The 26,278-nt window shown below is 53.9% G+C and carries 22 protein-coding genes and 1 tRNA gene; 11 read left to right on the top strand and 12 right to left on the bottom strand.

The window, feature by feature from the left end:
- Window positions 1-63: 63 nt before the first annotated feature.
- Together DDT52_RS03255 and DDT52_RS03260 are read right to left on the bottom strand one after the other, a co-directional pair.
- Complete coding sequence (locus DDT52_RS03255) at window positions 64-1,488, bottom strand: aminotransferase-like domain-containing protein (protein WP_168709724.1); 1,425 nt, start codon at window positions 1,486-1,488, stop codon at window positions 64-66.
- Window positions 1,489-1,809: 321 nt separating this feature from the next.
- Window positions 1,810-2,199 carry a tautomerase family protein gene (locus DDT52_RS03260; RefSeq protein ID WP_136155084.1) on the bottom strand — a complete coding sequence of 130 codons (390 nt, stop codon included), beginning with the start codon at window positions 2,197-2,199 and terminating at the stop codon, window positions 1,810-1,812.
- Window positions 2,200-2,317: 118 nt separating this feature from the next.
- On the opposite strand from DDT52_RS03260, the gene DDT52_RS03265 reads away from it, so the two are divergent.
- Window positions 2,318-3,238, top strand: a complete 921-nt coding sequence (locus DDT52_RS03265; protein WP_136155085.1) for a LysR family transcriptional regulator — start codon at window positions 2,318-2,320, stop codon at window positions 3,236-3,238.
- A 180-nt stretch (window positions 3,239-3,418) separates the two neighbouring features.
- Here DDT52_RS03265 and DDT52_RS03270 read toward each other — a convergent pair.
- A tRNA-Val gene (locus tag DDT52_RS03270) sits at window positions 3,419-3,495 on the bottom strand.
- Between the two features lie 208 nt (window positions 3,496-3,703).
- Window positions 3,704-4,927 carry an FAD-dependent oxidoreductase gene (locus tag DDT52_RS03275; RefSeq protein WP_136155086.1) on the bottom strand — a complete coding sequence of 408 codons (1,224 nt, stop codon included), beginning with the start codon at window positions 4,925-4,927 and terminating at the stop codon, window positions 3,704-3,706.
- 489 nt (window positions 4,928-5,416) lie between these two features.
- On the opposite strand from DDT52_RS03275, the gene DDT52_RS03280 reads away from it, so the two are divergent.
- Window positions 5,417-5,938 (top strand): E3 ubiquitin--protein ligase, encoded by a 522-nt coding sequence (locus DDT52_RS03280; protein ID WP_136155087.1) that lies wholly within the window; start codon window positions 5,417-5,419, stop codon window positions 5,936-5,938.
- 436 nt (window positions 5,939-6,374) lie between these two features.
- The gene (locus DDT52_RS03285) at window positions 6,375-7,916 is read left to right on the top strand and encodes an EAL domain-containing protein (RefSeq protein WP_136155088.1); all 1,542 of its coding nucleotides are present in this window, start codon (window positions 6,375-6,377) and stop codon (window positions 7,914-7,916) included.
- Between the two features lie 177 nt (window positions 7,917-8,093).
- Here the strand turns inward: DDT52_RS03285 and DDT52_RS03290 are convergent, their stop codons facing one another.
- The 5 genes from DDT52_RS03290 to DDT52_RS03310 form a co-directional block, all read right to left on the bottom strand.
- Entirely contained in the window at window positions 8,094-8,750 is a 657-nt protein-coding gene (locus tag DDT52_RS03290; protein WP_136155089.1) for a PadR family transcriptional regulator, read from the bottom strand.
- A gap of 236 nt (window positions 8,751-8,986) precedes the next feature.
- Complete coding sequence (locus DDT52_RS03295; protein ID WP_136155090.1) at window positions 8,987-9,826, bottom strand: ABC transporter permease; 840 nt, start codon at window positions 9,824-9,826, stop codon at window positions 8,987-8,989.
- A gap of 27 nt (window positions 9,827-9,853) precedes the next feature.
- Window positions 9,854-10,834 (bottom strand): ABC transporter permease, encoded by a 981-nt coding sequence (locus tag DDT52_RS03300; protein WP_136155091.1) that lies wholly within the window; start codon window positions 10,832-10,834, stop codon window positions 9,854-9,856.
- 25 nt (window positions 10,835-10,859) lie between these two features.
- Entirely contained in the window at window positions 10,860-12,560 is a 1,701-nt protein-coding gene (locus DDT52_RS03305; RefSeq protein ID WP_136155092.1) for an ABC transporter substrate-binding protein, read from the bottom strand.
- Between the two features lie 103 nt (window positions 12,561-12,663).
- Complete coding sequence (locus DDT52_RS03310; protein WP_136155093.1) at window positions 12,664-14,430, bottom strand: ABC transporter ATP-binding protein; 1,767 nt, start codon at window positions 14,428-14,430, stop codon at window positions 12,664-12,666.
- A gap of 382 nt (window positions 14,431-14,812) precedes the next feature.
- Here DDT52_RS03310 and DDT52_RS03315 point away from each other — a divergent pair, with 382 nt between their 5' ends.
- The 6 genes from DDT52_RS03315 to DDT52_RS03340 all read left to right on the top strand — a co-directional run bounded on the left by DDT52_RS03315 (window position 14,813) and on the right by DDT52_RS03340 (window position 20,468).
- The gene (locus DDT52_RS03315) at window positions 14,813-15,607 is read left to right on the top strand and encodes an IclR family transcriptional regulator (protein WP_136155094.1); all 795 of its coding nucleotides are present in this window, start codon (window positions 14,813-14,815) and stop codon (window positions 15,605-15,607) included.
- 4 nt (window positions 15,608-15,611) lie between these two features.
- Window positions 15,612-16,592, top strand: coding sequence for a 2-dehydro-3-deoxygalactonokinase (locus DDT52_RS03320; RefSeq protein ID WP_210732664.1), 981 nt, complete (start codon window positions 15,612-15,614; stop codon window positions 16,590-16,592).
- Window positions 16,593-16,625: 33 nt separating this feature from the next.
- The gene (locus DDT52_RS03325; RefSeq protein ID WP_136155095.1) at window positions 16,626-17,252 is read left to right on the top strand and encodes a 2-dehydro-3-deoxy-6-phosphogalactonate aldolase; all 627 of its coding nucleotides are present in this window, start codon (window positions 16,626-16,628) and stop codon (window positions 17,250-17,252) included.
- 37 nt (window positions 17,253-17,289) lie between these two features.
- The gene (locus tag DDT52_RS03330; protein WP_136155096.1) at window positions 17,290-18,261 is read left to right on the top strand and encodes a tripartite tricarboxylate transporter substrate binding protein; all 972 of its coding nucleotides are present in this window, start codon (window positions 17,290-17,292) and stop codon (window positions 18,259-18,261) included.
- 138 nt (window positions 18,262-18,399) lie between these two features.
- Window positions 18,400-18,930, top strand: coding sequence for a tripartite tricarboxylate transporter TctB family protein (locus DDT52_RS03335; RefSeq protein ID WP_136155097.1), 531 nt, complete (start codon window positions 18,400-18,402; stop codon window positions 18,928-18,930).
- Window positions 18,931-18,959: 29 nt separating this feature from the next.
- Window positions 18,960-20,468: a tripartite tricarboxylate transporter permease gene (locus DDT52_RS03340; protein WP_109053111.1), complete on the top strand. Its 1,509-nt coding sequence runs from the start codon at window positions 18,960-18,962 to the stop codon at window positions 20,466-20,468.
- 139 nt (window positions 20,469-20,607) lie between these two features.
- Here DDT52_RS03340 and cfa read toward each other — a convergent pair whose 3' ends face one another.
- Window positions 20,608-21,756, bottom strand: coding sequence for a cyclopropane fatty acyl phospholipid synthase (cfa, locus tag DDT52_RS03345; protein ID WP_136155098.1), 1,149 nt, complete (start codon window positions 21,754-21,756; stop codon window positions 20,608-20,610).
- 312 nt (window positions 21,757-22,068) lie between these two features.
- On the opposite strand from cfa, the gene DDT52_RS03350 reads away from it, so the two are divergent.
- Complete coding sequence (locus DDT52_RS03350; RefSeq protein WP_136155099.1) at window positions 22,069-22,833, top strand: helix-turn-helix domain-containing protein; 765 nt, start codon at window positions 22,069-22,071, stop codon at window positions 22,831-22,833.
- Window positions 22,834-22,927: 94 nt separating this feature from the next.
- Here DDT52_RS03350 and DDT52_RS03355 read toward each other — a convergent pair whose 3' ends face one another.
- Together DDT52_RS03355 and DDT52_RS03360 are read right to left on the bottom strand one after the other, a co-directional pair.
- On the bottom strand, window positions 22,928-24,295 hold the full coding sequence (locus tag DDT52_RS03355; RefSeq protein WP_136155100.1) for a carboxylesterase family protein: 1,368 nt from the start codon (window positions 24,293-24,295) through the stop codon (window positions 22,928-22,930).
- Window positions 24,296-24,297: 2 nt separating this feature from the next.
- Window positions 24,298-25,671: a hypothetical protein gene (locus tag DDT52_RS03360; protein ID WP_247595467.1), complete on the bottom strand. Its 1,374-nt coding sequence runs from the start codon at window positions 25,669-25,671 to the stop codon at window positions 24,298-24,300.
- 255 nt (window positions 25,672-25,926) lie between these two features.
- Here DDT52_RS03360 and DDT52_RS03365 point away from each other — a divergent pair, with 255 nt between their 5' ends.
- Entirely contained in the window at window positions 25,927-26,211 is a 285-nt protein-coding gene (locus tag DDT52_RS03365; RefSeq protein ID WP_109053106.1) for a DUF3861 domain-containing protein, read from the top strand.
- Window positions 26,212-26,278 lie beyond the last annotated feature (67 nt).

Below are 26,278 nucleotides of genomic sequence, written 5' to 3' on the forward strand. Positions count from 1 at the left end.
AGGGAAAATGCATAAAAGGAGACGGTTTTGAAATATTTTATCTAATTTTATTTAAAATGAAATTTATGTTTTCATTTTATTTTCATCCAGAAAATGAAGAAATTCATTTTGGTAACGTTGTAAAAAAGCCACGTTAAAGCGAATCCACGGACTGGCGCAGCGATGAGGATGAAATAATGTTCCCGGCGCTAAAAACAATTTATGTTGTCGTGCGATTTCCGCCAGCTTCAAAGCGTCCGTGGCATTTTTCGTCGGGCAGGCATACAGATAAAAACCATTGACGGCCTGGGTATGAAGTTGCCAGCCGATAGTCTGAAAAAACTGGCCGGCGCTGGTTTGGGCCTGGGCTAAACGCGTTCGTAACCGGGTACGGTATTTATGATATTGCCCATCTTGTAATACGGACAGGATAACGCGCTCGGTCAGTTCTGAACTGGTCAGCCCGGACATCATTTTAAACACGATTAATCTTTCAATCAGCTCCGTATTGCCAATCACGTATCCGACCCGCAGGGTCGGGGAGAGGGTTTTGGAAAAACTGCGAATTTGCGTAACGCGCTTCATGCCGCCCATTGACAGTAACGATACCGCGTCTTGCGGCATCAGATCTCCTGAGACATTGTCCTCTACCACATGGATATCGTATTGCTCCATTAAAGATAATATCTTGTGGGCCATGCCAAGCGACAGGCAGGCGCCGGTCGGATTCTGAAACCAGGGATTGGTGATATACAGCCGTGGTTTTTCCCGGCGCAGCACTTCCGCCATATGATCCATATCCGGCCCCTGAGACGTCCAGGGAATGCCGATAGGACGGATACCGCGCAACATGAGCGACGTGAGGAAGTTACAATAGGCGGGCTCATCCACCAATACGCTATCGCCACGGTTCAGTAAGGCCATGGAAACAATGTCCAATGCCTTACTGGCGCCTTGCGTCAGCAGGATATTCTCCGGGCTGACCGGTTGAATATTTTCCGGTAGCGTGACGGCCAGATGCTGGCGTAGCGGGAGATATCCCCAGGATTCGCCATAGCCTGAATCGCTCAGATTCTGGCGCGACACGGTTCTCAGCGCTTTCGCCAGGATGTCCTGTTGATACCAATCGTCCGGTAACCATCCGCAGCTCAGTTGGCGATATTCAGGTGAGGAAACATAGATGCTGGACAATAACCAGTAATCATTAACGGGGTTTATGGCATAGTTTTCATTGGTCGTGACCACCCGGGTTTCGCTTATTCCGGATTCGGTGACGTAAAAACCCGAGCCAGGACGCGCCGTTATCCAGCCTTCAGCAACTAATTGTTCATAGGCTTGCACCATCGTGGAGTTACTGACGGAAAATAAGCTGGCGCCACGGCGTACTGACGGCAACCGCTGTCCGCCAGGCAGTTGCTTGCTGGCGATGGCGGTGCGCAAGGTGTTGACGACTTGCATGACTAAAGGCAAAGGGAGCGTTTTGTTAACTGGGGGAAAAAGCTGACTCACAAGCATCCTCACATAAGTAATGATTACAAAGCGTTTCCAATCCAAATCGTTCAATCCGGCTTTAGGGTGAACCCGAATTTACTCTTGTCATCATGGGCAATATTCGCATTCAGATTTATCGCTCGTTTCGACAATCAATATACAGATCCTTCATTCTCCTATGCATGATGGGGTTATATCCTATCAGAGTGTATGCCCTATACTTCGACTTTGTATAGCGCATCCGCGAGTGACAGGAATCCGTTCCCATTCGGTCAAGGCTGGAGTTGCTCGTTATTGTGTGGGGGGGGGAGGGGGGACGTGTAATAAACGGTAGTGGTATTACAATGCCCCTGTCAAATATTGCGCCTCGCCGTCGCCGAAGCTCCAGTCGCCTTTATGGTTGGTGATAAAGGTCATCATCAGATCGCTGCCGTCGATTCCGCAATGCGTATTGAACTCATGCGCCAGCGTTTTCATAAAAAACTGCTTCTGTTCGTCACTACGCGGGCTGGTGTAAACCCGCACCATGACCAGCTTGTCCGTGCGCGTAAAACCCAGGCCGGTATCCTGAAAAACCATATGCTGAGGTTTGTTTTCGTGAACAATCTGATAGCGGTCGCGTTCTGGAACCTGGAAGGCTTGCAACACGACACGGTGCGCAGTATCCAGCAGGGTTTTCATCTCGGACGCGGAGCGGCCTTCAATAACATCAAATTGCAGTAATGGCATAATGTGTCTCCGTCAATGTGTGGGATTAAGTATTGCTCTGGGGAACATTCTGGCTTGTTGATGCGCAGAGAAAAAGCGCTATAGTTGAAAAGATTATTTTCTATTTTGAACAATCATCATGAAAAACATCAAAACAAACGCACTATGGATGCACCTGTATTGGCTGACGGTATTGGCCGAACAGCGGAGTTTTACCCGTGCCGCGGAACGATTGGAAGTGAGTAAGGCGGCAATGAGCCAAAAGATCAAAGAGTTGGAAACGCTGGCCGGCGTCGCTCTGGTTCAGCGCACCACGCGCAGCGTGCGTTTGACCCGCGCGGGAGAAAAGCTGGTGGCAGAGTTACAGGAACCGTTCGCGCAGATTGAGCAGAGCTTTTTTGCCGTACGCGATGACAGCGGCCCGGTGCGCGGACTGATTCGCATTACCTCGCCCGTGGCCTTTGCGCGTCAACAGCTGGTTCCAAATATCAGTGTGTTTTTGCGGGCGTATCCACAGGTACGCATTCAGCTTGAGGTATCGGACAGGATAGTGTCGCTAACCAGCGAGGGATTCGATCTCGCTATCCGTCACAGCAACCATTTGCCCGAAACGCATGTCGCGTTGCCGTTGTGCGAGACGCGGGCGTTGCTGGTTGCATCGCCTGAATACCTTGACGCGCGGGGTGTCCCCGCTCATCCGATGGAACTGACGGCGTATGATTGTCTGTATTATCCGCGCGGCACCGAACTGCCTCGCTGGCGTTTTGTGCATCGCCCGTCGGGCGGCGAGGCGCTAACCGTGGATGTGAAAGGCCCCTTTGCCACGAATAACAGTGAATCTATCCGGGATGCGGCATTGAGCGGTCTGGGCATTGCCATGCTGCCGGATTTCAGCGCACACACGGCTATCGCGGCAGGCACGCTGCGGGAAGTATTGCCGGACTGGCAAATTGTCGAGGCATTCGCCGACAAAATATGGATCGTGCGTCCTTATGCCGCGCAGGTGCCGCGCGCCGTCAGCGTTTTTACTCATTGGCTGCGATCGCGGTTTACATGCTGATGACAGATACGGAATAGACGATAATCGCTGGATAAATGCGCTGTGACTTGAACTTACCGGTATTGAAAATGGACTTGAAAGTTGTGGAACCGGATGGATTTCACTGGAACGCGAGAGGAGGAGGCTTTCACCTCATTTTCAATGACCTACAGACGTTAAAGGTATCTGCGGAATTTGAATTGGTACGACCGAGTGGACTCGAACCACCGACCCCCACCATGTCAAGGTGGTGCTCTAACCAACTGAGCTACGGTCGTACAGGGCATGTCAGTTCCGGCAATAGATCATTTATGAACTAACATTTTGATTTTAAATCACTTCTTTCATTCCAGCATCTGGAATGGGCATCATTATGGCCTCGCTCGGCGGTTATGACAAGCCCTTTATCAAGATTCTCTTGCTAAGTGGTGAATGTTTGTCCGAATACGGTGATTTCAGCTTATATCCCGGTGACGCGGCCGTATACTAGGATCGGCGCGGCAGGCGAGGGAGCTCGCGACGGAATCCCAATCCAATAATGCGGCCCGTTAAACGCGGTAGCCAGGGCTGGCGGATCAGCCACATCACTAATGCGGGTGGACGCCGTTTGGCCGCGCGTGAAGTATCTTTTCCTTTGCCGGTCATCATAATTTGCAGACGTTGGGTGGCGCGGGTAGGAAATTCACGTCGACGCTGTACACGATTCAGGATATTCAGGCTGACGGGGCCATGCGCCAGAGGCGTGGCCAGAATATTGGCGGCGGCTACCGCATCCTGAATCGCCAGATTGACGCCGACTCCGCCGATGGGGGACATGGCGTGAGCCGCGTCACCGATGCACAACACGCCTGCGGCGGCCCAGCGATCCAACCGGTCGATACGAATATCCAGCAGTTTGACATGCTCCCAATCGGGTACTGCCGCCGCTAGCCGTTCGGCACTGATAGGTAGCACCGCTGAAATCTGTTGCAGCAGTGAGGGTAAACCCTGTTGTTTAAGATGGGGAAGGGTACCTTTAGTGATGCTGTAGCCGCATTGCCAGTAATCGCCCCGGTCCAACATGATAACGTTGTTTTTGGGGCCGCCGTGGCCGCTGGTCCAGTTGTCGTCGCCGACCGCTTTGGGCAGTTTCATCCACAATACATCCCGGGGCATACCAAAACTTTGGCTGGTCAAGCCCGCGGCCTGACGTACGACCGATTGCCGACCATCGGTACCTACCACCAAACCGGTGCGAATCAGCAGTCTGTCGCCCCTGGCATCCCGTGCTTCCACGCCATTCACTCGCCCATTTTCCTGGCGCAGCCCTATGGCCTGAGTGGATCGCAACAGTTGGAATCCCGGTAGCGTTTGCCCCTGTTCGGCAAGAAAATTGAGGAAGTCCCACTGCGGCATCAGCGCCATAAACCGACAGCGGCACCGCAGGCGTCGGAAGTCCGCCATCGTGATCTTCTTGCCATTAAATTCCCCGACAAGCGTTTCTACCTGCTGGTGCGGCAGACGCAGAAAAGACGTCAGAAGCCCAAGATACGCCATGATTTCCAGCGTTGAGGGATGGATGGTGTCGCCACGAAAATCACGTAAAAAATCGGCGTGTTTCTCTATCACCACGACGGAGATGCCCGCGCGAGCCAGCAGGTAGCCGAGCATCAGCCCGGCCGGGCCACCGCCGACGATACAACAGGGCGTTTCCAGGATTTTCTCGGTCATCGGCAATCTCACCATCGCAGTCGTGCAGATCTCTATGATAGAAGCCTGTGGCTGACTTGCAAATAATAATCATTACCGTTAGCGGTAATCCTGCCGCCAGAGCGTCGTCGAACTAATAAATTTATGGAGAAAAGCAAAAGAAATACCCCCCTGATTTATTACCGTTTTCAGGGTAACGTAAATGTAAAATATTCTTATTAAGAATGAAAAGGTGTGCCTTTAATGTGTATCTGCTTCAGCCAGTACGTAGAAATCCGGCAATGAGTAGATATTTGCCACGCCCGTACCTTATTCGGCGGCGGGTGAATTGAAGGGCGTTGAATCCGACCCGGAATTATAACCGGCATTTCCAGAGAACAACGTTTTTTCCGATAGTGGCATTGAGTGGCGAAAAACACTGTCAGTATTAAAATATGGACTATTATTTTTGTGTAATACGATTATTGCATTATCTGTTTTTAACACGAATATCAAGCAGGAATATTGCTCATGAAAATATGGAATAAACTCCTTCTGGCTTCGCTGCTCGGATTAGCCATCGCCGGCTGTGACGATTCATCTAAAGTAGATGCACAGCTGGACAAAGCGAAAGATAACGCGCAGCAAATCAAAGAAGCCGCCGACAGCAAAGCTGATCAAATTACCGATTCGGCCCGGCAAAAAGCCGATGAATTGAAAAAAGAAGCCTCAGAGCAAATCGACCAACTGCAATCGCAGGCTGACGCGATTAAAAATGATACGGCCCAGCGCGCAGATGCCATCACTAACGAAGCCAAAGCGCAGGCCGAGAGCATTAAAAGCCAGGCAGAGGAAAAAAGCGGTCAGATTGTGGAGCAGGCAAAGGATATAAAAGACACGGCCATTAGCGACGCACACGCGCTTTCGGCAGACGCGCAAGCGCAAACGCAGGCGATTAAGGAGAGTATCAAGCGGGAGGAAACGCCAGCGCAAAGCGACCCGGCTCCGATAACCGAAGCGGAAGGAACCCCAGCCGCGCAAAGCGGTAAGTAACCCATTTTTGCGGTCCACTTCCTGACGGTGGACTGCAATATACCAGCCCCGTACTCTCAGAATAGAATAATGAAAACGGCTATAGCATCGTGATTATTCGCCGTTATAGGTTACCTGCCGGCGGAAACGGCCGCACGCTCTTTTTATATCCAGAAAATATCATTGTCCTGATAGTTTAAATGAAATTGCTGAATGGTTTTTTTACCTGTTTTGCTGCGCTAATCCTTGTGGAATCCACACCTTAACTTTAATACACCTGATATTTTATCTTTTAGGACTGTTTTACAGTAGTTATATTGTGTGATTATATGGTTGTTACCATATATCGATGGTGATCATCTTTTCTTGTCGATAAAAAGGTAAACTCAACGGTGAATATGCCGATTAATGGGTGTCAGGGAGCTGATTTTTTAACTAAGGCAGGGAGCTAGCAGCAATGAAATCGATTAGCAGAACAGCAAAAGTTATCATGGTTTTTAATATCGCGCTCGGCGCGCTGTGTATGTTACTGCTCTGCCAGTTTGTGATAGCAAAAATCGATCAAGGCAAACTGCGTGATTATTCTGACTCGCTCATGCTGCGTGCAAATAACGTAGCGATGCAGTCCGAACGGGCGATGAATGAGGTCAGGCAACTTTCATCTGCTCCCTGTACTGATGAAGATCTGTTTCAACTTAGCTTTCTGGTCTACAAATATAGTTACCTGCTGGATATTGGCCGCCTGCATGATGACAAACTGGTTTGCTCTGCCGGACGCGGGCGCCTGACGTCTGCTGTAGCGCTACCGGCCCCGGATCTCGTGGGAAAAAACAAAACCCGGCTTTGGCGAGCGGTGAAAGGATTGCTTGACGCCAGAATCGCAACGGATATCGCCAGCCAGAACGACATTATCGTCTTCACATCCCCCGATGCTTTTCACAGCGTATCCCTTTCTATTCCCGGCTATAGCGCTTTGCTTACCACGGCAGACGATCGTCACATTTACCAGTCATTTGGCGTAAAAGGGGAATATTCCCGACAGAGCAGTGCATGGTACCAACAGTACCGGCTGGGATATCAGTGCAGTAAACTTTATAACATCTGCGCCTATGTGCGTCTTCATGCATCAGGGCTCTTTTCTCTGCCGTTTTATATCGGTGTGGCCATTGCGCTATTGGGCGGATTATTGAGCGGGGCCTTATCTCTGACGGTGATTTTGCTTATCGAGCAGAACAAATCGTTCAGCAAACAGCTTCAGAGCGCGGTACGTGATAAACAGTTATACGTTAGATATCAACCCCTTGTTTGTTTGCGTGATGACAAAATGGTCGGTGCCGAAGTTCTGGTCCGATGGATAAATCGGAAAGGAGAAGAGATTCCGCCGGATGTGTTCATACCGGAAGCTGAAAAGCTGGGCATTATCGGGCAAATTACCCGTCAGGTAACCCGTATGGCGTTGGAAGAGTTTCGGGATTTCCTGATCAGGAATAAAACCTTTCACCTCAGCATTAACCTTGATATTAGCGATGTATTGGATCCTGATTTTCAGCCCTACCTTGCCGAACTCCTACAGCGATTCGGCATTGCCAGAGAACAGATTATGCTGGAAATAACGGAGCGTTCGACGGCAAATCATACCCTGATGTCCGAAAGGCTCACCGCCTTGCATGATGCCGGGTACAGGGTGGCGCTGGATGATTTCGGCACCGGTTATTCCAATTTGTCCTACCTTGCCGTGATGCCTTTCGATGTGATTAAGATAGACCGGATGTTTACAGAGGCAATTGGCACGGATTCTGTGAATGCGCAGATGGTTGATCACCTCTTTGACATGATGGCGATGTTTAATGCCATGGTGGTGGTTGAAGGTATCGAGACCCGTGAACAGGCCATCTATGTCGGCGAGCATTGTACGGATGCGATTGGGCAAGGCTGGTATTTTGGTAAACCGATGAGCGGGGCGGATCTCAAGGCTCAGTACCTTATGGATGCCAGATAGCTGCCCGCAATACCGCTACACGTTGGTTGTTCCCTGTTTTGCTTTGAGAAAAGGGTTGACCGTCTTCATAAATGACATGAACCCTTTTTCTCTATCCACCTGACCGAATAACCGATGATCAAGCGGTCGGCATTGGGCGGCGGAGGCGTAATAGCCTGACGTCAGGTCAGGGAAAAATCAGTCAATCTGAGCAATTTCCGCGGCGGCGTTATCGACGATGCCGATGATCTTCTTCAGCGTTTCTTCATTGATACCTTCACGGTTTACCTTGATATCCAGCACCGATTTGATGTTATCCAGCGCTCGCTTCATCTCCGGGTGTTTACGCAGTTCCATACCGGCGGTGTGCGATTTGATGCGTTCAAGGATCTGCTGCAACTCCTCGCGGCGTTGTTCAAGATAGCGCTGACCGTCATCGGTGATTTCGAAGCTTTTCCGGCCGTTAAGTTCGTCCGTAATGACGATCAGGTTCTGTTCCTGCAAGAAATCGAGCGTCGGGTACAGTACGCCGGGACTGGGGGCGTAATGACCATCCGTCAGGGATTCAATGGCTTTGATCAACTCATAACCGTGGCCGGGATTTTGCGCCAGCAGATCCAGCGCCACCAGACGAAGCTCGCCGTGGGCAAAGAGGCGCTGGCGGCGGTGATGCATAGCGCGATGCCCTTCTTCACCGTGTCCGCGCCGACCGTGGCCGCGGCTCTGTCTCTGACCTCGTCCGGCTTCCTGTTCCCGGTGTTCTGTCCGGCCTTTTCCTCTGCCTTCCGTCCGGCTACCCCGGTCTTTCATTTCCTCTTTCTGATCCTGTCCGTCTTGATGGTGATGTTTGCGCATAGTGATTTCCTTATGCTGTTTTAGATATATCTATTTATATCTAAACAAAAAGAGTTGTCAATATTTCTGTGAGGATTTATGGATGATAAAATAAATTATATTTTAACGCATTGATATTAATGTATTTAATTTTGCATTTTTATAAGCAAGTCGCCGGAGAACATCAGCGTAGTCGGGTGAATGCTCATTGAATTAGATATAGTTGACTGCTCCTTTGGAGATGAACCCCGGTTGTTTTACAGGACGGATAACGTCGTTCCCCGGCGCCGCAAACGCGGGTTAAGCGCGGTATGCAACGCGTCGCTCAACAGATTAAGCGCCATGACCGTCAACATAATGGCCACGCCGGGGAGGGCGGTCATATACCATCCGGTCCGCAGCGCATCCCGCCCGGTGCCAATCATCGATCCCCAGCTCACCACGTTGGGATCGCCCAGACCGAGGAAAGATAAACCGGCTTCGGACAGGATCGCGTTGGCAATCAGCAGGGCGGTGGAAACCACTACCGGTGTCCAGGCATTGGGGAGTATTTCACGAAAAATCAGATGCATATCGCTAGCTCCCAGAGAAATGCTGGCGCGGACGAATTCCCGTTCGCGCAACGCCAGAAATTCAGCTCGTACCAGTCTGGCGATGCTGGTCCAGGAGGTGATGCCGAGAGCGAAAATGATGGTCGTGATGGACGGCTGCAAGACAGCCACCAGAATGATGGCCAGCAGAAATGCCGGAATGGTTTGAAACAGCATGGTGATCCCGGTCAGCACGCTGTCCACCCGCCCGCGGTAAAAACCGGATGCGATGCCGACGGCAATGCCGATGACTAAGGCAATTACCGTTGAGGCGATGCCAACCAGCAGCGATACGCGGGCGCCGTGAAACAGACCGGCCAGAATATCCCTGCCCATCAGGTCGGTGCCGAGCGGAAACTGGGCATCTTGTCCCGGCCACAGGTAGGGAACGCCCACCATATTCATGGGGTCGTCGGGGAAAAGCCATGTCGCCACACCGGCCGTTGCCAGCACGGCCAGCAGTATCGTGAAACCTATCATGGCCGATGGCTGTAATAACCAGCGCATTCTACCTCCAGTTTATATTGCTGGCGTTCAACGCCCGCGATTAACGATACGTACCCGAGGATCGAGCCAGGCATGCACAATATCCACCACCAGATTCGATAACACCACCAGCACGCTGCTGAACAGCAATACGCCCAGCAGTACGGGAATATCCCGGCTGCGGATGGCATCAAACGACAGTTGCCCCAGTCCCGGCCAGGCGAAGACGGTTTCCACCACGATCGATCCTCCCAGCAGGGCGCTGCTCTGTAACCCCAGCATGGTGATTACCGGCAGTAACGCATGACGCAACGCGTGGGCGAAAATTACCTGCTTCTCACGCGCGCCCTTGGCCCACGCGGTGCGGATAAAATCTTCGGACAGCGTTTCAATCATGGATGCGCGGGACAGCCGGGCATAGACCGCCATATAGTAAATCGCCAGCGTTAGCACCGGCAGCACCAGATGGGCCGCAATATCCCGCAGTTGGCGCCACCCCGTATATCCGGCATTGATATCTTGCCAGCCGCTGGCCGGCAGCCATGACAGCTTGACGGCAAACAGAATGATCAGCATCAGGGCAACCCAAAACATGGGGGCCGAATAGCCGATGGTGGAGAGCATGGAAATGGTGGTGTCGGCTGCACCGTGAGGCTGCCGTGCCGAAGCGACGCCCAGCAGGACGCCGCCGGTCACCGACAGGATCAGGGCGACGCCAACCAGCAGGATGGTGGCTGGCATTCTGTCGAGGATCAGATCCAGCACCGGCTCGCCGAAGCGAAATGAAAACCCCAGATTTCCCCGCGCCAGTTCCCCCAGATAGGCGATGAGCTGCGCAAACAGATTTCGATCCAGCCCATACAGCTCGCGCAGATGCTGGATGAGTTCTGGCGTGGCGCTGCCGCTTTCACTGGCGATGACATCCACCAGATCCCCCGGGAGCGCCTTCAGCAAGAAGAAGTTAAGCGTCGCAACGCCGACTATCACGCCCGCCAACTGAAGCAATCTGAAAAGAACCCGTTTCGTCATGGCGTCATTTTCCCGCGATCGATCCTCATTTTTTATCAAACCAGACATGAGCAAAATTATTCTGACTGTGGTTGAACGTGTCTGTCACATTGCGCAGATTCCTGGTCCAGATACCAAACCACTTGAATTCAAAAATATTAATCTGCGGGAGATCGCGCTGCACAATTCGCTGCAATTCATGGTAAAGCGCCAAACGCTTTTGCGGATCCACTTCGACCTGCGCCGCTTCGATAATTTGGTCGGCCTCAGGGCTGGCGTATCCCGAGGCGTTGGTCCAGGGCGTACCTTTGCTTTCCGCCTTTGACCAGTACAACTGTTCAACGCCCAACTGTGGATCGGTCCAGTTTACCCCCCAGGAACTGGCCAACTGATAGTCATAATCCTTGAAGACATTTTTCGTCCAGGTGGCCAGATCGAGCGCGCGCAGCGTCACGTCGATGCCGATGGCGCGCAGCGCCTGACGAACGAATTCGCCGGTGCGACGGTAGTCGTCGCCAAATGGAATAAAGTCATGATTCAGTTTAAAACGCCAGCCATCCGCTTTTTTGGCATAGCCCGCTTCATCCAGCAGCGTCTGCGCTTTTTTAGGATCGAAAGGGTATTGCTGGGTATCGTCGGTATAAAAGGTGCTTAGCTGGGATGAGACCGGGCCGGTGGCCGGTTTGGCGTAACCGCCCCACACGGTTTTAACCAGCAGATCTTTATTGACGGCGTGCGCAATGGCCTGACGAACCTTCAGATTACCTAAAATCGGGTCGCGCAGATTGGGCAACAGCCAGAATGAAGTGGCGAAACCGTTGTAACCCGCGGTATCCAGCGTCAGATTAGGCAGTTTTGCCAACCGGTCCGCATCGGCGAAGGTGACGGGATTGCGCTCGCCGTATTGGATTGCGCCTGTTTCAAATGCGGTGGCGCGGCCGGAAACATCAGGAATGATTTTGAATAACAGCTTGTCCAGGAAGGGACGGTCGGGCTGCCAGTATTTATCGAACCGCTCCAGCGAAATATGGCTGCCGCGCTGCCACTCTTTGAAAACGAAAGGACCGGTGCCGACAGGTTTGTTGTTATACGGATTATTGGGAATATCGGTGCCTTCATACAGGTGTTTGGGCAGAATCGGCGTGGCGACCACATCGAGCGCGTTGAGCACCACCGGCGTTGGTTTGGACAGCGTCAGAATCACGGTATGGTCGTCGGGCGTTTCCGTGGCGGTCAGATACTGGAATACCCGGCGGGCGAAAGGAGAGTACTGTAGCCAGACATTTTCCGCTGAGAACTTCACATCTGCGGAGGTAAACGGCTGGCCATCGTGCCATAAGACATTTTTGCGTAAAAAGATCGTCACCTTCAGGCCATCATCCGAAAGCGCCACCTTTTCCGCCAGCTGTGGGCGAGGGGACAGATCGGGAGCATAGTCGAATAAACCGTCGAAAATTTTGCTGACAACCGTACGGCCGGGCGTGGAGGTATTGATAAAGAAAGCCAGCGTTGGCGGTTCCGGGTGCACCACCGCTTCCAACGTGCCGCCCCGCACCGCGCCGGTTATGGTATTGGGCAGGCTGCCGACCTCCGCGACGCTGTCATTTGGCCATATCCCGCCAAAAACGCCTGAAACCAGGATGGCGCCGGAGATGCCGAGAAATTTTCGACGATTGAGTTCGTATTCGATAACCGCATCCACGGTGCTGTCAGAGGGACGCTGCTGGTCGGTTGGATGATTTGTCATAATGTGTTTTCCCCAGATCTTATTATTCATCAGTTATATGGCCGCTTCAGCAATAGCCGGCCATGATGGTGAAACGCGTAACCGTCGGCGGTGGATAAGAAAACTACCGAAGGCTGTTTGAAACTACGGACTCTGAAGGAAACACGCCTCGCGCTGCGTTTCCTTCGTCTTCCTTATCTTTGTCGGCACCGAATCGTGTTTCGGGCTGTCGATGGTTCGTATTGCCAGGCACGGCATTCAGCAGCGTACGGGTATAAGGATGTTGAGGCTGATGCCAGATACGCTGGTGATCGCCTTCTTCCACAATGCGCCCGTCGTTCATGACCAGGACGCGATCGGCGATATAACGTACTACCGCCAAATCGTGAGAAATAAACAGATAGGTCAGGCCCAGTTCTGTCTTTAAATCCACCAGTAAATTAAGAACCTGAGCCTGAATTGAGACATCAAGTGCGGAAACCGGCTCGTCGCAGATCACTAACTGCGGACGTAATACCAGCGCCCGGGCAATGCCGATACGCTGGCGCTGGCCGCCGGAAAATTCGTGAGCATACCGGCTTCGTGCCGTGCCGGGTAAGCCGACGTCATCCAGAATACGCACGATGCGGCGCTCCCGTTCCTGTCTATCTTTGATGCCATGGATAGAGAGTGCGTAACCCAAAATTTCATCAACGCGCTGACGCGGATTAAGCGAACTGTACGGATCCTGAAAAATCATCTGTATCTGTTTTCGCCAGGGCAGCAATGCCTTGCGGGATAACGACGACAAATTTTGCCCGTTAAACAGCACCTTCCCGTTTTGCACGGGCTCCAGTTGCATAATGGCGCGCGATAGCGTCGATTTACCACAGCCGGATTCTCCCACCAGCCCCAGCGTTTCACCGGCCTGAATGTGCAGTGAAACATCGTTAACCGCCGTCACGCTGTCCCGATCGTTGTCGTAGGTCACCGTGAGATTTTCAACCGACAGTATGGGTGAGTCATCTGGTTGAGCCGCCGCACGCTGGGAGGCGCGCAGCGGGGGATGTGAGAGCGTAAACCCGGTTTTATCGCTAAAACGAATTTCCGCCAGACTGGACTGACGATAATGCTGTCCCTGATCCATATGCAGGGAAGCGCGCAACAGGCCTTGCGTGTAAGTGTGCTGAGGATTATTCAGCACGGCCTCAACGGCGCCTTCTTCCAGCTTGCGTCCGTTATGCATGACGGCGACCCGATCGGCCCATTGGGCGACGATGCCCAAATCATGGGTGATTAGCAGTACCGCCATATTTAATTCCCGGCGTAATTCGTCAAGTAACGCGAGGATTTGAGCTTGAATCGTCACATCCAGCGCGGTTGTCGGTTCATCGGCGATCAGCAGACGCGGCTGGCAGGCAATGGCGATGGCGATCATCACCCGCTGACGCTGACCGCCGGACAAGCTATGGGGGTAATCGTTGAAGCGGCGAGAGGGATTGGGAAGTTTGACCTGGTCCAACAGTTCAATGGCGCGTTCCCGCGCCTGTGTCCGGCTTAACGGTTTATGCAGGAGCAGCGCCTCGGCAACCTGCTGACCAATAGTTAATACCGGGTTTAACGAGGTCATCGGTTCCTGAAAAATCATCGAGATATCATTGCCTCGCATCGCGGCGAGCTGTCTTTCACTCTGATGCGGAACCGATGTTCCGTCCAACAGGATCGAGCCGCTGATTGTTGCCTGTTTGGGCAACAATCGCATGATGCTCAATGCCGTGGTGGACTTACCGCAGCCCGATTCTCCAACCAGCGCCAGCATTTCTCCCGCCGTTATTTGCAGGTCCAGATTATCCACCGCCTTCTGTTCGTGGAAATGCACGCTCAGTCCCTTTATATCCAGTAATACCGTCATACCAATACCTTAGCCACCTGCGGTGTTTATCCCAGCGCATATTTGTTTTGACGAGCCCGATCGTGGCGACCTCGTCTATTGGCATGAGGCGCTGCATAGGGCCGTCGGTTGCAAGCGTCATGATTCCCGTGACTCCTCATGTTTTATTACTTTAATCGCATTGGTCTCATGTTCTTTAGGACAGTTTGGCATTAGTTATATTGAGTGATTATATGATGGCTAGCCGAAACACGGGGGCAGGCCCCGCTGTACTTATGCAGAAAATCCCTATATGTGGGACGATCTCCCACATTATAGAGTTTCGCGAAATGCGTCACAAAAGCGCCGTCCCCACCTGTGCTAAAAATGTCTGCAATTCAGGTTTATTCACAGGGGAAACACAATGAAATCGGAAAGTGCTGCGGGAGCCAGCGGTGTGCAGACTCTGTTTAGAGGGTTATCGGTTATCGATGCCGTAGCCGCCGGTCATCGCGATTTAAAATCCATCGGCGAATATGTGGGCACCTCGCGCAGCACAACGCATCGCCTGGTCAACGCACTGGTCAGCAAGAACTTATTAAGGTTCGTGGATAAGGACGGCTATTATCTCGGCCCGAAATTAATCGAGCTCGGCACCAGTTCCCTTAACGGCTACCCGTTGAGGATAGCGGCCAAGCACACCCTGGAGGATCTGGCGAAGCTGACCCGGGATACGGTGCATCTCGCCATCAGGGAAGGCAACGACGTGCTGTACATCGATAAGATCCCCGGTACGCGCGGGCTGGAGATGCGTTCCCGCGTCGGGCAGCGCATGCCGCTGTCATCCACCGGCATTGGCAAAGCGCTTATCCTCGACGAGGATGCCGATGAATGGAAAGCCATTTTCCAGGCGAATCAGCCGCAGCGCGACGCAGAGACGTTTATTCAGACGATGACCAAATATGCCCAGGGCGGGTATTCATTTGATCTGGAGGAAAATGAATTCACCATCCGCTGCGTCGCCGCACCGGTGCGGGACGCCTCCAACCGGATTATTGCCGCTATTTCTGTCGCGAGCATTACGCCTTATATGCCCGACAGCCGCATGAATGAACTTATCGACATCGTTAAAGGCTATGCCGACGCCATTTCCAACGAAATGGGGTGGAGCCGGGCATTGTTTAATCTGCGTCGCAGAGCGCCGGCAGGGAAAAAATAACCAGATGAATATGATGACAACGCTAATTGCCCTGGACTGGGGAACCTCTATGCTACGCGCCTGTCGCCTGGGAAAAGACGGCTCGGTTCTGGAAAAAAGAACGCTGCCCTATGGCGTGACGAAACTTCCGCCATCGGCGACCAGTCGGGAAGAGGCTTTCCTTCAGGTCTATACCCAGGCGTGTGGCGACTGGCTGCGGGAAACGCCGGCGTGCCCGGTGATCGCCTGCGGCATGATTGGCAGCGCTCAGGGCTGGCGTCAGGCGCCCTATATCGAGGCGCCCTGCGATATCCGGCAGTTGGCCCGGCAGTTAACCCGCGTTGAGACCGGACACGGCCAGTATTTTTCCATCGTGTCCGGCGTATGGAAAGACGGCGACCTGCCTGAAGTGATGCGTGGCGAGGAAACCCAGATAGCCGGCGCGTTACAGCATGATGAACGGCTGCGTTCGACCATGGCGCGGCAGGGAAAAGCGCTGATCGCGCTGCCCGGGACACACGCCAAATGGGTTGAAGTGGCGCAAAACCGGATCGCGCACATCCAGACGTTCATGACCGGCGATCTTTACGATGCGCTGGCGCATCACACCATTCTGGCCACCACGATACAGCCCTCCGGGCAGCCGGACTGGGAGGCGTTTGCTCAGGGGGTGGCGGTCGCTCAGCGTTACAGATCATCCGTCGGCTTGCTCGGCACGCTGTTTTCCGTGCGCAGCCGTCTGCTGTGCAAACACATCACCGCCCAGCAGCAGGCCGACTATCTTTCCGGGCTGGTGCTTGGCAGCGAATTATTGGCGGTGTTGTCCAGGCTGACGCCGGAGCCAGAGCAGGAGATTCCGATCACGTTCATCGGCTCCGAAGCGCTGTGTCAGCGCTATATTCGCGCGCTGACCTATCTGGAATGTCCTTATCCGGTTCATATTTCTGACGGTGCGACAGAGAGGGGGCTATGGTACATCGCCCATCTGGCCGGTCTGCTCGACTGACGCCGTTTTTTGCCAACATCAGGGGATTTAACCATGGATTTCTTAACAACATTACGGCAAACGGGACTGATTGCCATCCTGCGGGGAATCACTCCCGATGAGGTCGAAGATATCGGACGTCAACTGTATCAGGCGGGGTTCCGCATCATCGAAATACCGTTGAACTCACCCGAGCCGCTGCGCAGTATCGCCCGCCTGCGGCAGGCTCTGCCGCAGGATTGCCGGGTGGGCGCCGGTACGGTCATGTCGGCTAACGATGTGCGTGCGGTGAAGCAGAATCAAGGTGAAATCATCATCTCGCCGCATACCGATCCGGCCGTCATTCAGGAAACCAGAAAACTGGGTTTGATCAGTCTGCCCGGCGCGGCCACGCCAAGCGAGGCCTTCAGCGCGTTGTCCAACGGCGCGCACGGCGTCAAGATTTTCCCTGCCGAAGCCGTTTCTCCGCAGACGCTGAAGGCATGGCGCGCCGTCATACCCGCGGAGATCCCGCTGCTGCCCGTCGGCGGGATCACGGCCGAATCCCTATCCGGCTGGCTGGCAGCCGGCGCCAGTGGTTTTGGCATTGGCGGCATGCTCTATAAGCCCGGCATGTCGCCTGAGAGCGTCGGGGAGAACGCCGCCGCCTTTGTGCGGGCCTGGCGAACATCCCACGCATAATTAACTATAAAACCTTATCTCTGTACTGGAGTGCTTTATGAAAACTCGTAATATTCTGCCTCACGCTCTGGCCGGATTACTGGCCGCCTCGTCGCTCCTGTCCGCCGTCCCTGCGCTGGCTGCCAACTACCCGGTCCGGCAGATAGAAATGATTGTTCCCTACAGCGCCGGCGGCGGCACCGATCTGGTCGCCCGTTCGTTTGCCGACGTAGCGAAAGAATATCTGCCCAAAGCCATCGGTATCGTCAATAAGCCCGGCGGCGGCGGCGCAGTAGGCTTCTCCGAACTGGTCGCGGCGCGTCCGGACGGCTATAAAATCGGCCTCGGCACCGCGGAGATCACCATGCTGCCGCATATGGGGCTGGTCAACTTCAATGCCGACGACTTTGCCGCCATCGCGTTGCTGAACGCCGATCCGGGCGCCATCACGGTGAAAATCGATGCGCCATGGAATACCTTTGCGGAATTCATGGAATACGCCAAAGCCAATCCGGGCAAAATCCGCATCGGTAACTCCGGTTCGGGCGCCATCTGGCATCTGGCCGCGGAAGCGCTCGGCGATAAAACCGGTACGACGTTCAACAACATCCCTTACGATGGCGCCGCGCCAGCCATTACTGCGCTTCTGGGCGGGCATATCGAGGCGGTGAGCGTCAGCGCCGCGGAGGTCTCCACGCACGTAGCGGCGGGAACCGTGAAAATCCTCGGCGTCATGGCCGATGAACGCCTGGCTGCTTTCAAAGATGTGCCCACGCTGAAGGAAAATGGCGTCGATCTGTCCATTGGCACCTGGCGCGGCATTCTCGTTCCGAAGAAAACGCCGCAGGATGTGCAGGACGTGCTGGCGGAAACCGCGCGCAAAGTGGCGGAGAATCCCAGATTCGCCGAATCCCTGAACCGCATCAATCTGAACTTCGATTACCGCAACGCGGAGGAGTTCCAGCAGTTGATCGAGCGCGACAACCGCTATTTCAAAGAGTTAATGACCAAAGTCGGTCTGGCGCAGTAGTTCGGTCGCAGATAGACGACAGCCGGCCGTCAAACCTGGCATAAGGCCTTTTTCACCGGTTTTCCCGGATAGGGTCCGCGATACGATATCCGGGCCCCAGGCTGCCACAGAAACCTTTTAGCATCAGAGAAAATTAATATGGCTCATGAACCGAAAGATCCGGATATCCCCGTACCGGATAACGCGCATAAAATCGAAATCGTCATCGGTGTGGTTCTGATCCTGGTGTCGTTGGCCGCTATCGTTGCCGCACAGAAGTTTCCGGCTTCGCGTCTGGCGACCGATATCGGCCCCTCGCGCTTTCCGGTATTTTATTCCGTGGTGCTGATACTGCTCGCGTTAATATTAATTTTTAATAACCTGTCCATTATCAGGCGCAATAAACGCGCCGGCATTACGATCTCCGCCCCGCCATCGCCCGACGATGTGGATATCCGACACGGGAAAACCGTTCTGGGCATACTGGCATCCTTTGCCTGTTTCTTCGGTATGTATTATTTCGGGTACATCGTTTCCATGATCCCGTATCTGATATTCCTGATGTGGCTCATGGCGTTCAAACACAAAATATGGAATCCCGTCATCGCCATTGCCATCACGGGATTGACCTACGTGATTTTCTATCTTGGTCTGAATGTGGCCGTCCCCGTTGGTCTGCTGTTCGAATAAACGGCAAAGCATCGTAAAGAGGTAAAAATATGCAAGAACTATCCATGCTTGCAGATGGCTTCATCGCATTGTTCAATCACCCTACGGCGCTGTTGTTATCCGTGTTCGGCGTGTTTCTGGGCATTATGGTGGGGGCGCTGCCCGGTCTTACCGCCACCATGGGGGTAGCCATTCTGCTGCCGTTTACCTTTGGCATGGATCCGGTGACCGGTCTGCTGATGATTAGCGGGGTATTTTTCGGCGGCGTGTACGGCGGTTCCATCATCGCCATTCTGCTGAGGATCCCTGGCACGCCCGCCGCGGCGGCCACGGCGATTGACGGTTATGAGCTGACCAAACGGGGAGAAGGCGGCAGCGCGTTGGGGATCGCCATCATCTCCTCCACTATCGGCGGCACCATCAGCGTTTTGGTGCTGGTCTTCCTGGCGCCGATGCTTGCCCGCATCGCCCTGAAATTCAGCGCCGCGGAAAATTTCGCGCTGGCGATATTCGGCCTGAGCATCATTTCCAGCATTGCCGGCAAATCGATGATTAAAGGGATTATCGCCGGTTTCATCGGCTTGCTCATCGCAACCGTCGGGCTCGATCCCATGACCGGGTTCCCCCGTTTCACCGGCGGATTTCCCGAGCTGATGAACGTTCCCTTTATTCCGGTGATGATTGGCCTGTTCGCCGCATCCGAAGCGTTTAAAGGTATGGCGGAAACCGATCTGGTCAAGAAAAGCGCCGTCGCGATTGGCAGCGTAATCCCCACCAAGGCCACGATCAAGCGTTGTCTGGCGACCATTCTGCGTTCGTCGGGCATCGGCGTTTTCATCGGCACCATCCCCGGCGTCGGCGCGGAGATCGGGGCTTTCGTCGCCTATAACGAGGCCAAGCGCTTCAGCAAAACCCCGGAAAACTTCGGCAAAGGCGAAATCACCGCCGTCGCCGCCTGCGAAGCCGGCGCAAACGGCTGTACCGGCGGCGCCATGCTGCCGATGATGACGCTGGGGATCCCCGGCGACGCCGTCACCGCGATCATGCTGGGCGCCATGACGCTACAGGGACTACAGCCGGGGCCGATGCTGTTCAAGGAACACGGCGATATGGTGTTCACCATTTTCGCCGGTATGCTGTTCTGTTACGCCGTCATGCTGATCATGGGGCTGGGATCGCTGAAGCTGATCGTGAAAATGCTGCAAATCCCGAAACCCATTCTCACGCCGCTGATCATGGCGCTGTCCATCATCGGCACCTACGCCATCAACAACAGCATCTTCGATATCGGCATCATGCTGGTGGCCGGCGTCGTGGGCTACGTGATGGCCAAGTTCGAATTTCCCCCCTCGCCGGTCGTACTGGCGCTGATTCTGGGGCCGATGGCGGAAAGCAACTTCCGCCGGGCGATGTCGATATCCAACGGCAGCATGGATTTCATCTATACCCATCCCATTACCGCGGTCCTGCTGGGGCTGGCGGCGTTCACCCTGTTGTATCCTATTATCCGCAGCGTCATCAGGCACTTTAAAACTTCCGCCAGCCGCGCTGCCAGATAAACGTCGGCGCGCCCTGTGTACAGGGCGCGCCGCAAATCTACCGTCTGGATGCTCGATTGTGTTCCCACGGCGCATCCATCACCGCGGGGAATGGCCCCGGCATGGTTTACTGGAGAGAGAAGGGGGGTATCTGTATCGGTTAACGTGGCACCTGTAATCCGTGCTCGAGGCCGCGGGTAAAGACCACTTGCCATAATTGAATGTCTCTGGCCCGAAATGCGCCGGCACAGGCGTTAAGATAATAAACAAACATTCTTTTGAAGCGTTCGGAATAATTCTCTTTCAACTGAGGCCACCCGGCGAGGAAATTCTGATGCCAGGCCATCAGCGTTTTATCGTAATCCGAACCGAAGTTATGCCAGTCTTCCATGACAAAGTATTTTTCACTCGCGCTGGCAATCTGTTTTACCGAGGGAAGACATCCATTGGGAAAAATATATTTGTTAATCCACGGATCGACGTTATGAGCCGTTTGATTGGCGCCGATGGTATGAAGAAGAAAAATACCGTCCGGTTTCAGGCAACGGTTGGCGACCTCAAAATAAGTGGCGTAATTTTTCGGGCCGACATGTTCAAACATGCCCACGGACACGATGCGGTCATACTGCTGATGTAAATCACGGTAGTCCTGCAACAGAATATGGATGTCCAGATTACCGTAGTGCTTTTCCGCAAAGGCCTGCTGCTCGGCGGAAATGGTCACGCCATGAACGGTGACGCCATAGTGCTGCGCCGCATAAGCCGCCAGCCCGCCCCAGCCGCAGCCGATGTCCAGCAGCGTCATGCCCGGTTGGAGTTGCAACTTATTACAAATCATGTCCAGCTTATCCCGCTGGGCATCGCATAGGTTATCGGCCCGCTTCCAGTACCCGCAGGAATATTGCATGTAGGGATCAAGCAGGTGACAGAACAGGTCATTGCCCAGATCATAATGTTCTTTCCCCACGATCCAGGCGCGTTTCCTTGACTGGAGATTGGTTAGCCGGGCGATGGCAATGCGCAGAATGTCATTAACGCGGGACGGCATTTTTTCATCGAGATGGGCGCGCAGTATTCGGTGAAAGAACATATCCAGCCTGTCGCAATCCCACCAGCCGTCCATATAGCTTTCTCCCAGCCCGATGGAACCTTGTTGTAATACTCGTTTGAAAAACGAAGAGTGGTTAACATGAATATCCCAGGGTTCCGCACCGTTAATGGTCATGCCGGATTGGGTGAGCATATCGTCTGCGATACGAAGCCATTCGTTCTTATCATCGCAGCTATTGACCGCGCATATATTACTCATAGTCTCTTCCTGGTTTAACAGTGAATCGCGTTGTTATCCGCTAACAGTAATAGATCTCTTTGCCTTGCATAAAAGCAGCGTTGCTGCCTTCCGCCTGATTCAGGTCATTGCGTACTGATTGTGGGGGTAAGGAAAATTAATGATCCTGGATATAAGCGGGATGCATCGCCAGTTTCCTGTTCTTTTTGAAATCTCAAATAGGGATGATTTATTATCAGGTAATTGCACCGGCCTGTATTATCATGAAAGGACAATTTATGTCGATTAGCGGCCATACCATACCCTTCCCGTTTCCCACTTTATGAGGACGCGATGATTCAGCTTGTTGCGGCTCCTGAGCGGCTGACGCTGCCTCGTTCCGTCTATTTCCGCACCTGCCGGTGGGGAAAAGGCGTACTCGTCGAGCAGCATCAACACCCGTTTGTCGAATTTCTGTACGCGCGCGAAGGGGGGATGCGGGTAGAAATCGAGGGAAGGACGCTGATTGTGCCGGTTTTCTACGGCATATGGATCCCGGCGAACGTGCCGCACCGCGTTCTGACCACCAGCGACGTGCTGTTGGAAAGCCTGTATATCGAACAGGATTTCGTGGCGATCAATCACAATAGTTGCCGGGTGGTGCAGATCAGCAGCTTCGTCAGAGAATTCATTCATTATGCGACAGAGCATGTTCCGGAACAGTATGACAGCGCCGGGGATGACGGCATGCTGGTCAACGTGCTGATCGCGCAGATCCAGAAACTGCCGGATGCCGGTTTTTCTCTGCCATGGCCTGGCTCTCCGGCATTGATGCGGGTATGCCGGGAAATTCAGGAAACCCCGGATGAAGGACACAGTATTGATCAGTGGGCGGCCAACGTCGGGATGTCGGTACGCACCTTTTCACGTCGTTTCAAAAAAGAAACGGGGGTAGCCTTCAGCGAATGGAAAAAACGGATGCGGCTGTTGGAGTCGGTGATCATGCTGAAAAATAATTGCAGCGTAACCCAGGTGGCTTTGGACCTGGGCTACTCCAGCACCGCATCTTTCTCCTATGCCTTCCGGAAGATGTTCGGCGTACCGCCGACCCGTTATTAGACGTAACCAGCCTTTCCGGCGGCGCGGAATACCGCCGATGCATGTCGTATTCCGCCGCGTCCCGCCCATTCAGCCATATCCGCCTTCGATGCTGCTAGGCGGCGCCATCATTCTGGAACGGGTTTTTGTTCTGCCGAAAGATCCATTCACGGATCGGCTCAATCGTGTACGCGATGCGCCAGGTGTTCCGGTGCCCGCTGGCGCCTTCCGCTGACTGATTTTCCGGGATGACGGTGCCTTTGCGGAAGGTCACGTAATTGATCGGACTGCCCTCGGCGTCTATTTTCTCGAAAGCGGCGCGGAATTGCTCCGGCGTCCAGGTTCCATCCCAGACGGCGCGGCTGATTTTCGCCCCGTCTTTTTCCAGCGCGGCCGTGATGGCGTTCTGTCCGGGATAAGCCTTATTGTCATCCTGTGAGACCAGGATCCAGAGCTTCTGCCGGGCGAGCGGTTTCACCAGCGCGGGCTCCCATTGGCCTGCCACCAGGAATGACGCGGCGAAGAACGTCGGGTACTTGATGTCCATTGCGATCGACATCATACAGCCGCCCGACTGGCCGGTGGTGTAGAGCCGGTTACGGTCGATACGGTATTGCTCCGCCAGCGTATTGATGAGATTGATGGTGGTGTCCAGCATATCGGATGTTTGCGAATCGTCATCAGCGATGATTTCGGCATATTGGGGCGCCAGAACGAAGCATGGCCGTTTGGCCTGATCTTCAGGGCTTGCCCAGACTACCGCGCCCAGCCCTTGATATAGCGTGGTTGGCGTCACGTCACTGGTTGCTCCGGCATCGTGCATGAACAGCACCAGCGGATAGGATTTTCCTGCGTCATAATCTTTCGGCACGAACAGGTTGTAGCGAAGTTTCTTGCCTGTCTTCGGGTCGTGGAATTCCAACTGCTGAAAATCGTCAACGATCAGATTCTCGACCTTGGTCGTTTCCAATCCCTCGGTACTTGCGGGAATGGTATGACCGTCGCTCATCGTGACGGGTCCAGACTGAACGACCCTGGCGGCGGCAGTTTTGTAGATAGTGTCATAGACCGGAATATCACCCGCCTTTCCGGGGCCCATGCCGCCAGAGGATTGCTTGCGATCTCCATTCTGCGACTGCACTTTCTCAGCAAGCAGGGCATTTTTATCCTCGGGCGACAGCGTAATGATGACGAAACGGCCTTCCGCTGCCCGGCCGGCGAAATCGGCTGAGGTGCTGGCAAACACGCCGGTGATGACGCGTCCCTCAACGTTGAAGCTTGCGGCAGACAGTTCCGCGCTATTGACTGGCGCATCGTACTCCACGGCGATCCCGGTCAAGCGGATTCCATCGCCGGATACCTGCGTAATGGCAGTCGCCCCTTTTGCGTACCGGGCGCCGTTTCGTGCAAAAACAGGCGCATTAATCGCAATCAGCGCGCCGGCGCATACGCCCATGATCAGGAAGTCTCGACGTGATGGCATTTTTAATCCTCTTTAGTTTTCGATGTGTCCATTTGCTTCAGTTTGCTGATTATTGCAGCGGCCGCAGCCTCAGCCGCACCTTTTGCATACGGTGAGCTCCGTGCTTCGTAAGTGAATCGGTCGTAGCTTTGTGAATCGGGCATATACTTGGCGGCGCCATCGACCATCGTTGCCACCAATGTTTGCCTGTATGGCGAGTCAGCCCGGATTTGCGCGCCAATGCTTGCGGCAAGTTCAGGCTGCATACCGACCAGCGCCATGTCGCCGATACGTATCAATACGACCGGAACGGTCTGCTTCTCACCAATTTTGTAGTCGAAGGCGCTGACGGGACCGACTGGCTTGTTGCTTGGAGAAAAGTCCTGTGAGGTTACTTCCACACTCTCACGTCGTATGTCCAGCGCCGTTGCGGGCTCCATCACGATGTGCCGGGCGACGCGAACGACATCTGCACCGAGGCGCTCACCGAGCAGATCCACCAGTATGAGGCCCGCTTCGTGGAGGTCAATTTGACCGACGCTGCCGTCTTCGTTAACGACATGCCGATTTGCCTGAAGATAAGGCGCCTGATCGCCCGCCGCACCGACGAGGAATAACGCGACTGCGTCTGAACCATAGTGCGTTTCGACATAACGCGCCGCCGCCCCGGCCAGATCGGCGGAAATCAGCCTTCCGCCTGTTTCGCGCTGTGAACCGTCGGTGATCGAGGATTGCACCGAAAAGTTCATCAGGATCGCCAGAGGCTTGCCGTCGAGGCTATCGACGCGTAGCACGCCGAGGAAGGGATCGGTGAAACCCGCTTCGTTAGCTCCCAACCACCATCCGTGCGAGGTGGGCGCGTCGCGGTTGATATTCACCCGGCTCGTGCCGGAACCGAAGCCCAGGCGCGCGGGCTGCAAGGTGGCGATGGCTTGCGTCGCCGCGATGCGCAGCGCGGTCTCGAAAGCGCTGCGCATCGCATCGTTGCGTGCGGTATCCGTACCAGGCGGCGCCTCTCCGGCCGAAAAGACGTGTGGCGTCGAGAAGGTGTGACTGGCGCAAATGATGGCATTCTCAGCCGGAACGCCGGTGATGGCGGTAAGAAGCGACTTCATGGCGGTAATGATTTCTTCCGGAATCGACGTCAGGTCAATGACAGTGACGCACATCCGCTTACTGCCGTCATCCAGTAAAAGAACGCGGGCGGCAAGCGGATCGTGTTCGCCGACAAATCCGTCCAGGGGATAAAGGTCGTCGGAAAATACGATATTAGCCCGACCGGCACCGGCTCTGAGTTTCGCCATATTCGTTGTGCCGGCATTCGTCGCGATAGGCCGGAGCAGCGCTGAAATGCCTATTCCAAGGCCGGTTATCAGGAATTCTCGTCGTGATTGCATATTGACTCTCATCTCATCTTACGCGCTGGCCTGGGGCTATTGTTCAACATAGAACGCCCACGCGGCATAGCGATGGATTAGTTTACCCTGATTGCAGGGAATGGAAAAATGTACGGTGCAGAAGGCGACGTTTCCGGCGTGAGACAGCCGATAACCGGTGTGATATTGTTGATTTTTATGGCGCGGGTTCACCGTGCTAATCCGTGCCCCCTTTAAAGCCGGGGACCAATTCATCCGGTCAATGGAGAAATTGATATGAAACAACACCAATACCGCATTACCATTGAGCATCTTGCTGATAAAAATGGTGTTCCTCCCGTTGAAGACAAGCAACTTCAATTCGAGGTGGGGAATCATGATGATATCTTCGCTATTGTGGAACGAATGCGCCAACGCAGCGATTTTGACGAAGCCGCGGCAACGGCGTTTGCTGTTGGATTGAAACTGTTTGGCGAGGTTATGATGACCCATCGCAATCATCCATTATTTGCCGAATTTTCCCCGCATTTTCGTGATTTCATGCAGGCCCTTAAAAAATAATACGCCGATAAGGACCTCTGAATCTCTACAATTATTGCCGTTTAATCCTGCTGAAAAATTGGCGATT

The organism is Brenneria roseae subsp. roseae, from assembly GCF_003115845.1.
Taxonomy (GTDB): Bacteria; Pseudomonadota; Gammaproteobacteria; order Enterobacterales; family Enterobacteriaceae; genus Brenneria; species Brenneria roseae.

What these genes read in the sequence shown, in the direction of transcription:
- DDT52_RS03360 (WP_247595467.1), bottom strand. Translation starts at nt 25,671, where the DNA reads ATGCAATCACGACGAGAATTCCTGATAACCGGCCTTGGAATAGGCATT.
- DDT52_RS03305 (WP_136155092.1), bottom strand. Translation starts at nt 12,560, where the DNA reads ATGACAAATCATCCAACCGACCAGCAGCGTCCCTCTGACAGCACCGTG.
- DDT52_RS03290 (WP_136155089.1), bottom strand. Translation starts at nt 8,750, where the DNA reads ATGCGCAAACATCACCATCAAGACGGACAGGATCAGAAAGAGGAAATG.
- DDT52_RS03285 (WP_136155088.1), top strand. Translation starts at nt 6,375, where the DNA reads ATGAAATCGATTAGCAGAACAGCAAAAGTTATCATGGTTTTTAATATC.
- DDT52_RS03315 (WP_136155094.1), top strand. Translation starts at nt 14,813, where the DNA reads ATGAAATCGGAAAGTGCTGCGGGAGCCAGCGGTGTGCAGACTCTGTTT.
- DDT52_RS03355 (WP_136155100.1), bottom strand. Translation starts at nt 24,295, where the DNA reads ATGCCATCACGTCGAGACTTCCTGATCATGGGCGTATGCGCCGGCGCG.
- DDT52_RS03260 (WP_136155084.1), bottom strand. Translation starts at nt 2,199, where the DNA reads ATGCCATTACTGCAATTTGATGTTATTGAAGGCCGCTCCGCGTCCGAG.
- DDT52_RS03365 (WP_109053106.1), top strand. Translation starts at nt 25,927, where the DNA reads ATGAAACAACACCAATACCGCATTACCATTGAGCATCTTGCTGATAAA.
- DDT52_RS03280 (WP_136155087.1), top strand. Translation starts at nt 5,417, where the DNA reads ATGAAAATATGGAATAAACTCCTTCTGGCTTCGCTGCTCGGATTAGCC.
- DDT52_RS03320 (WP_210732664.1), top strand. Translation starts at nt 15,612, where the DNA reads ATGAATATGATGACAACGCTAATTGCCCTGGACTGGGGAACCTCTATG.
- DDT52_RS03300 (WP_136155091.1), bottom strand. Translation starts at nt 10,834, where the DNA reads ATGACGAAACGGGTTCTTTTCAGATTGCTTCAGTTGGCGGGCGTGATA.
- DDT52_RS03340 (WP_109053111.1), top strand. Translation starts at nt 18,960, where the DNA reads ATGCAAGAACTATCCATGCTTGCAGATGGCTTCATCGCATTGTTCAAT.
- DDT52_RS03265 (WP_136155085.1), top strand. Translation starts at nt 2,318, where the DNA reads ATGAAAAACATCAAAACAAACGCACTATGGATGCACCTGTATTGGCTG.
- DDT52_RS03295 (WP_136155090.1), bottom strand. Translation starts at nt 9,826, where the DNA reads ATGCGCTGGTTATTACAGCCATCGGCCATGATAGGTTTCACGATACTG.
- cfa (WP_136155098.1), bottom strand. Translation starts at nt 21,756, where the DNA reads ATGAGTAATATATGCGCGGTCAATAGCTGCGATGATAAGAACGAATGG.
- DDT52_RS03335 (WP_136155097.1), top strand. Translation starts at nt 18,400, where the DNA reads ATGGCTCATGAACCGAAAGATCCGGATATCCCCGTACCGGATAACGCG.
- DDT52_RS03275 (WP_136155086.1), bottom strand. Translation starts at nt 4,927, where the DNA reads ATGACCGAGAAAATCCTGGAAACGCCCTGTTGTATCGTCGGCGGTGGC.
- DDT52_RS03330 (WP_136155096.1), top strand. Translation starts at nt 17,290, where the DNA reads ATGAAAACTCGTAATATTCTGCCTCACGCTCTGGCCGGATTACTGGCC.
- DDT52_RS03350 (WP_136155099.1), top strand. Translation starts at nt 22,069, where the DNA reads ATGATTCAGCTTGTTGCGGCTCCTGAGCGGCTGACGCTGCCTCGTTCC.
- DDT52_RS03325 (WP_136155095.1), top strand. Translation starts at nt 16,626, where the DNA reads ATGGATTTCTTAACAACATTACGGCAAACGGGACTGATTGCCATCCTG.
- DDT52_RS03310 (WP_136155093.1), bottom strand. Translation starts at nt 14,430, where the DNA reads ATGACGGTATTACTGGATATAAAGGGACTGAGCGTGCATTTCCACGAA.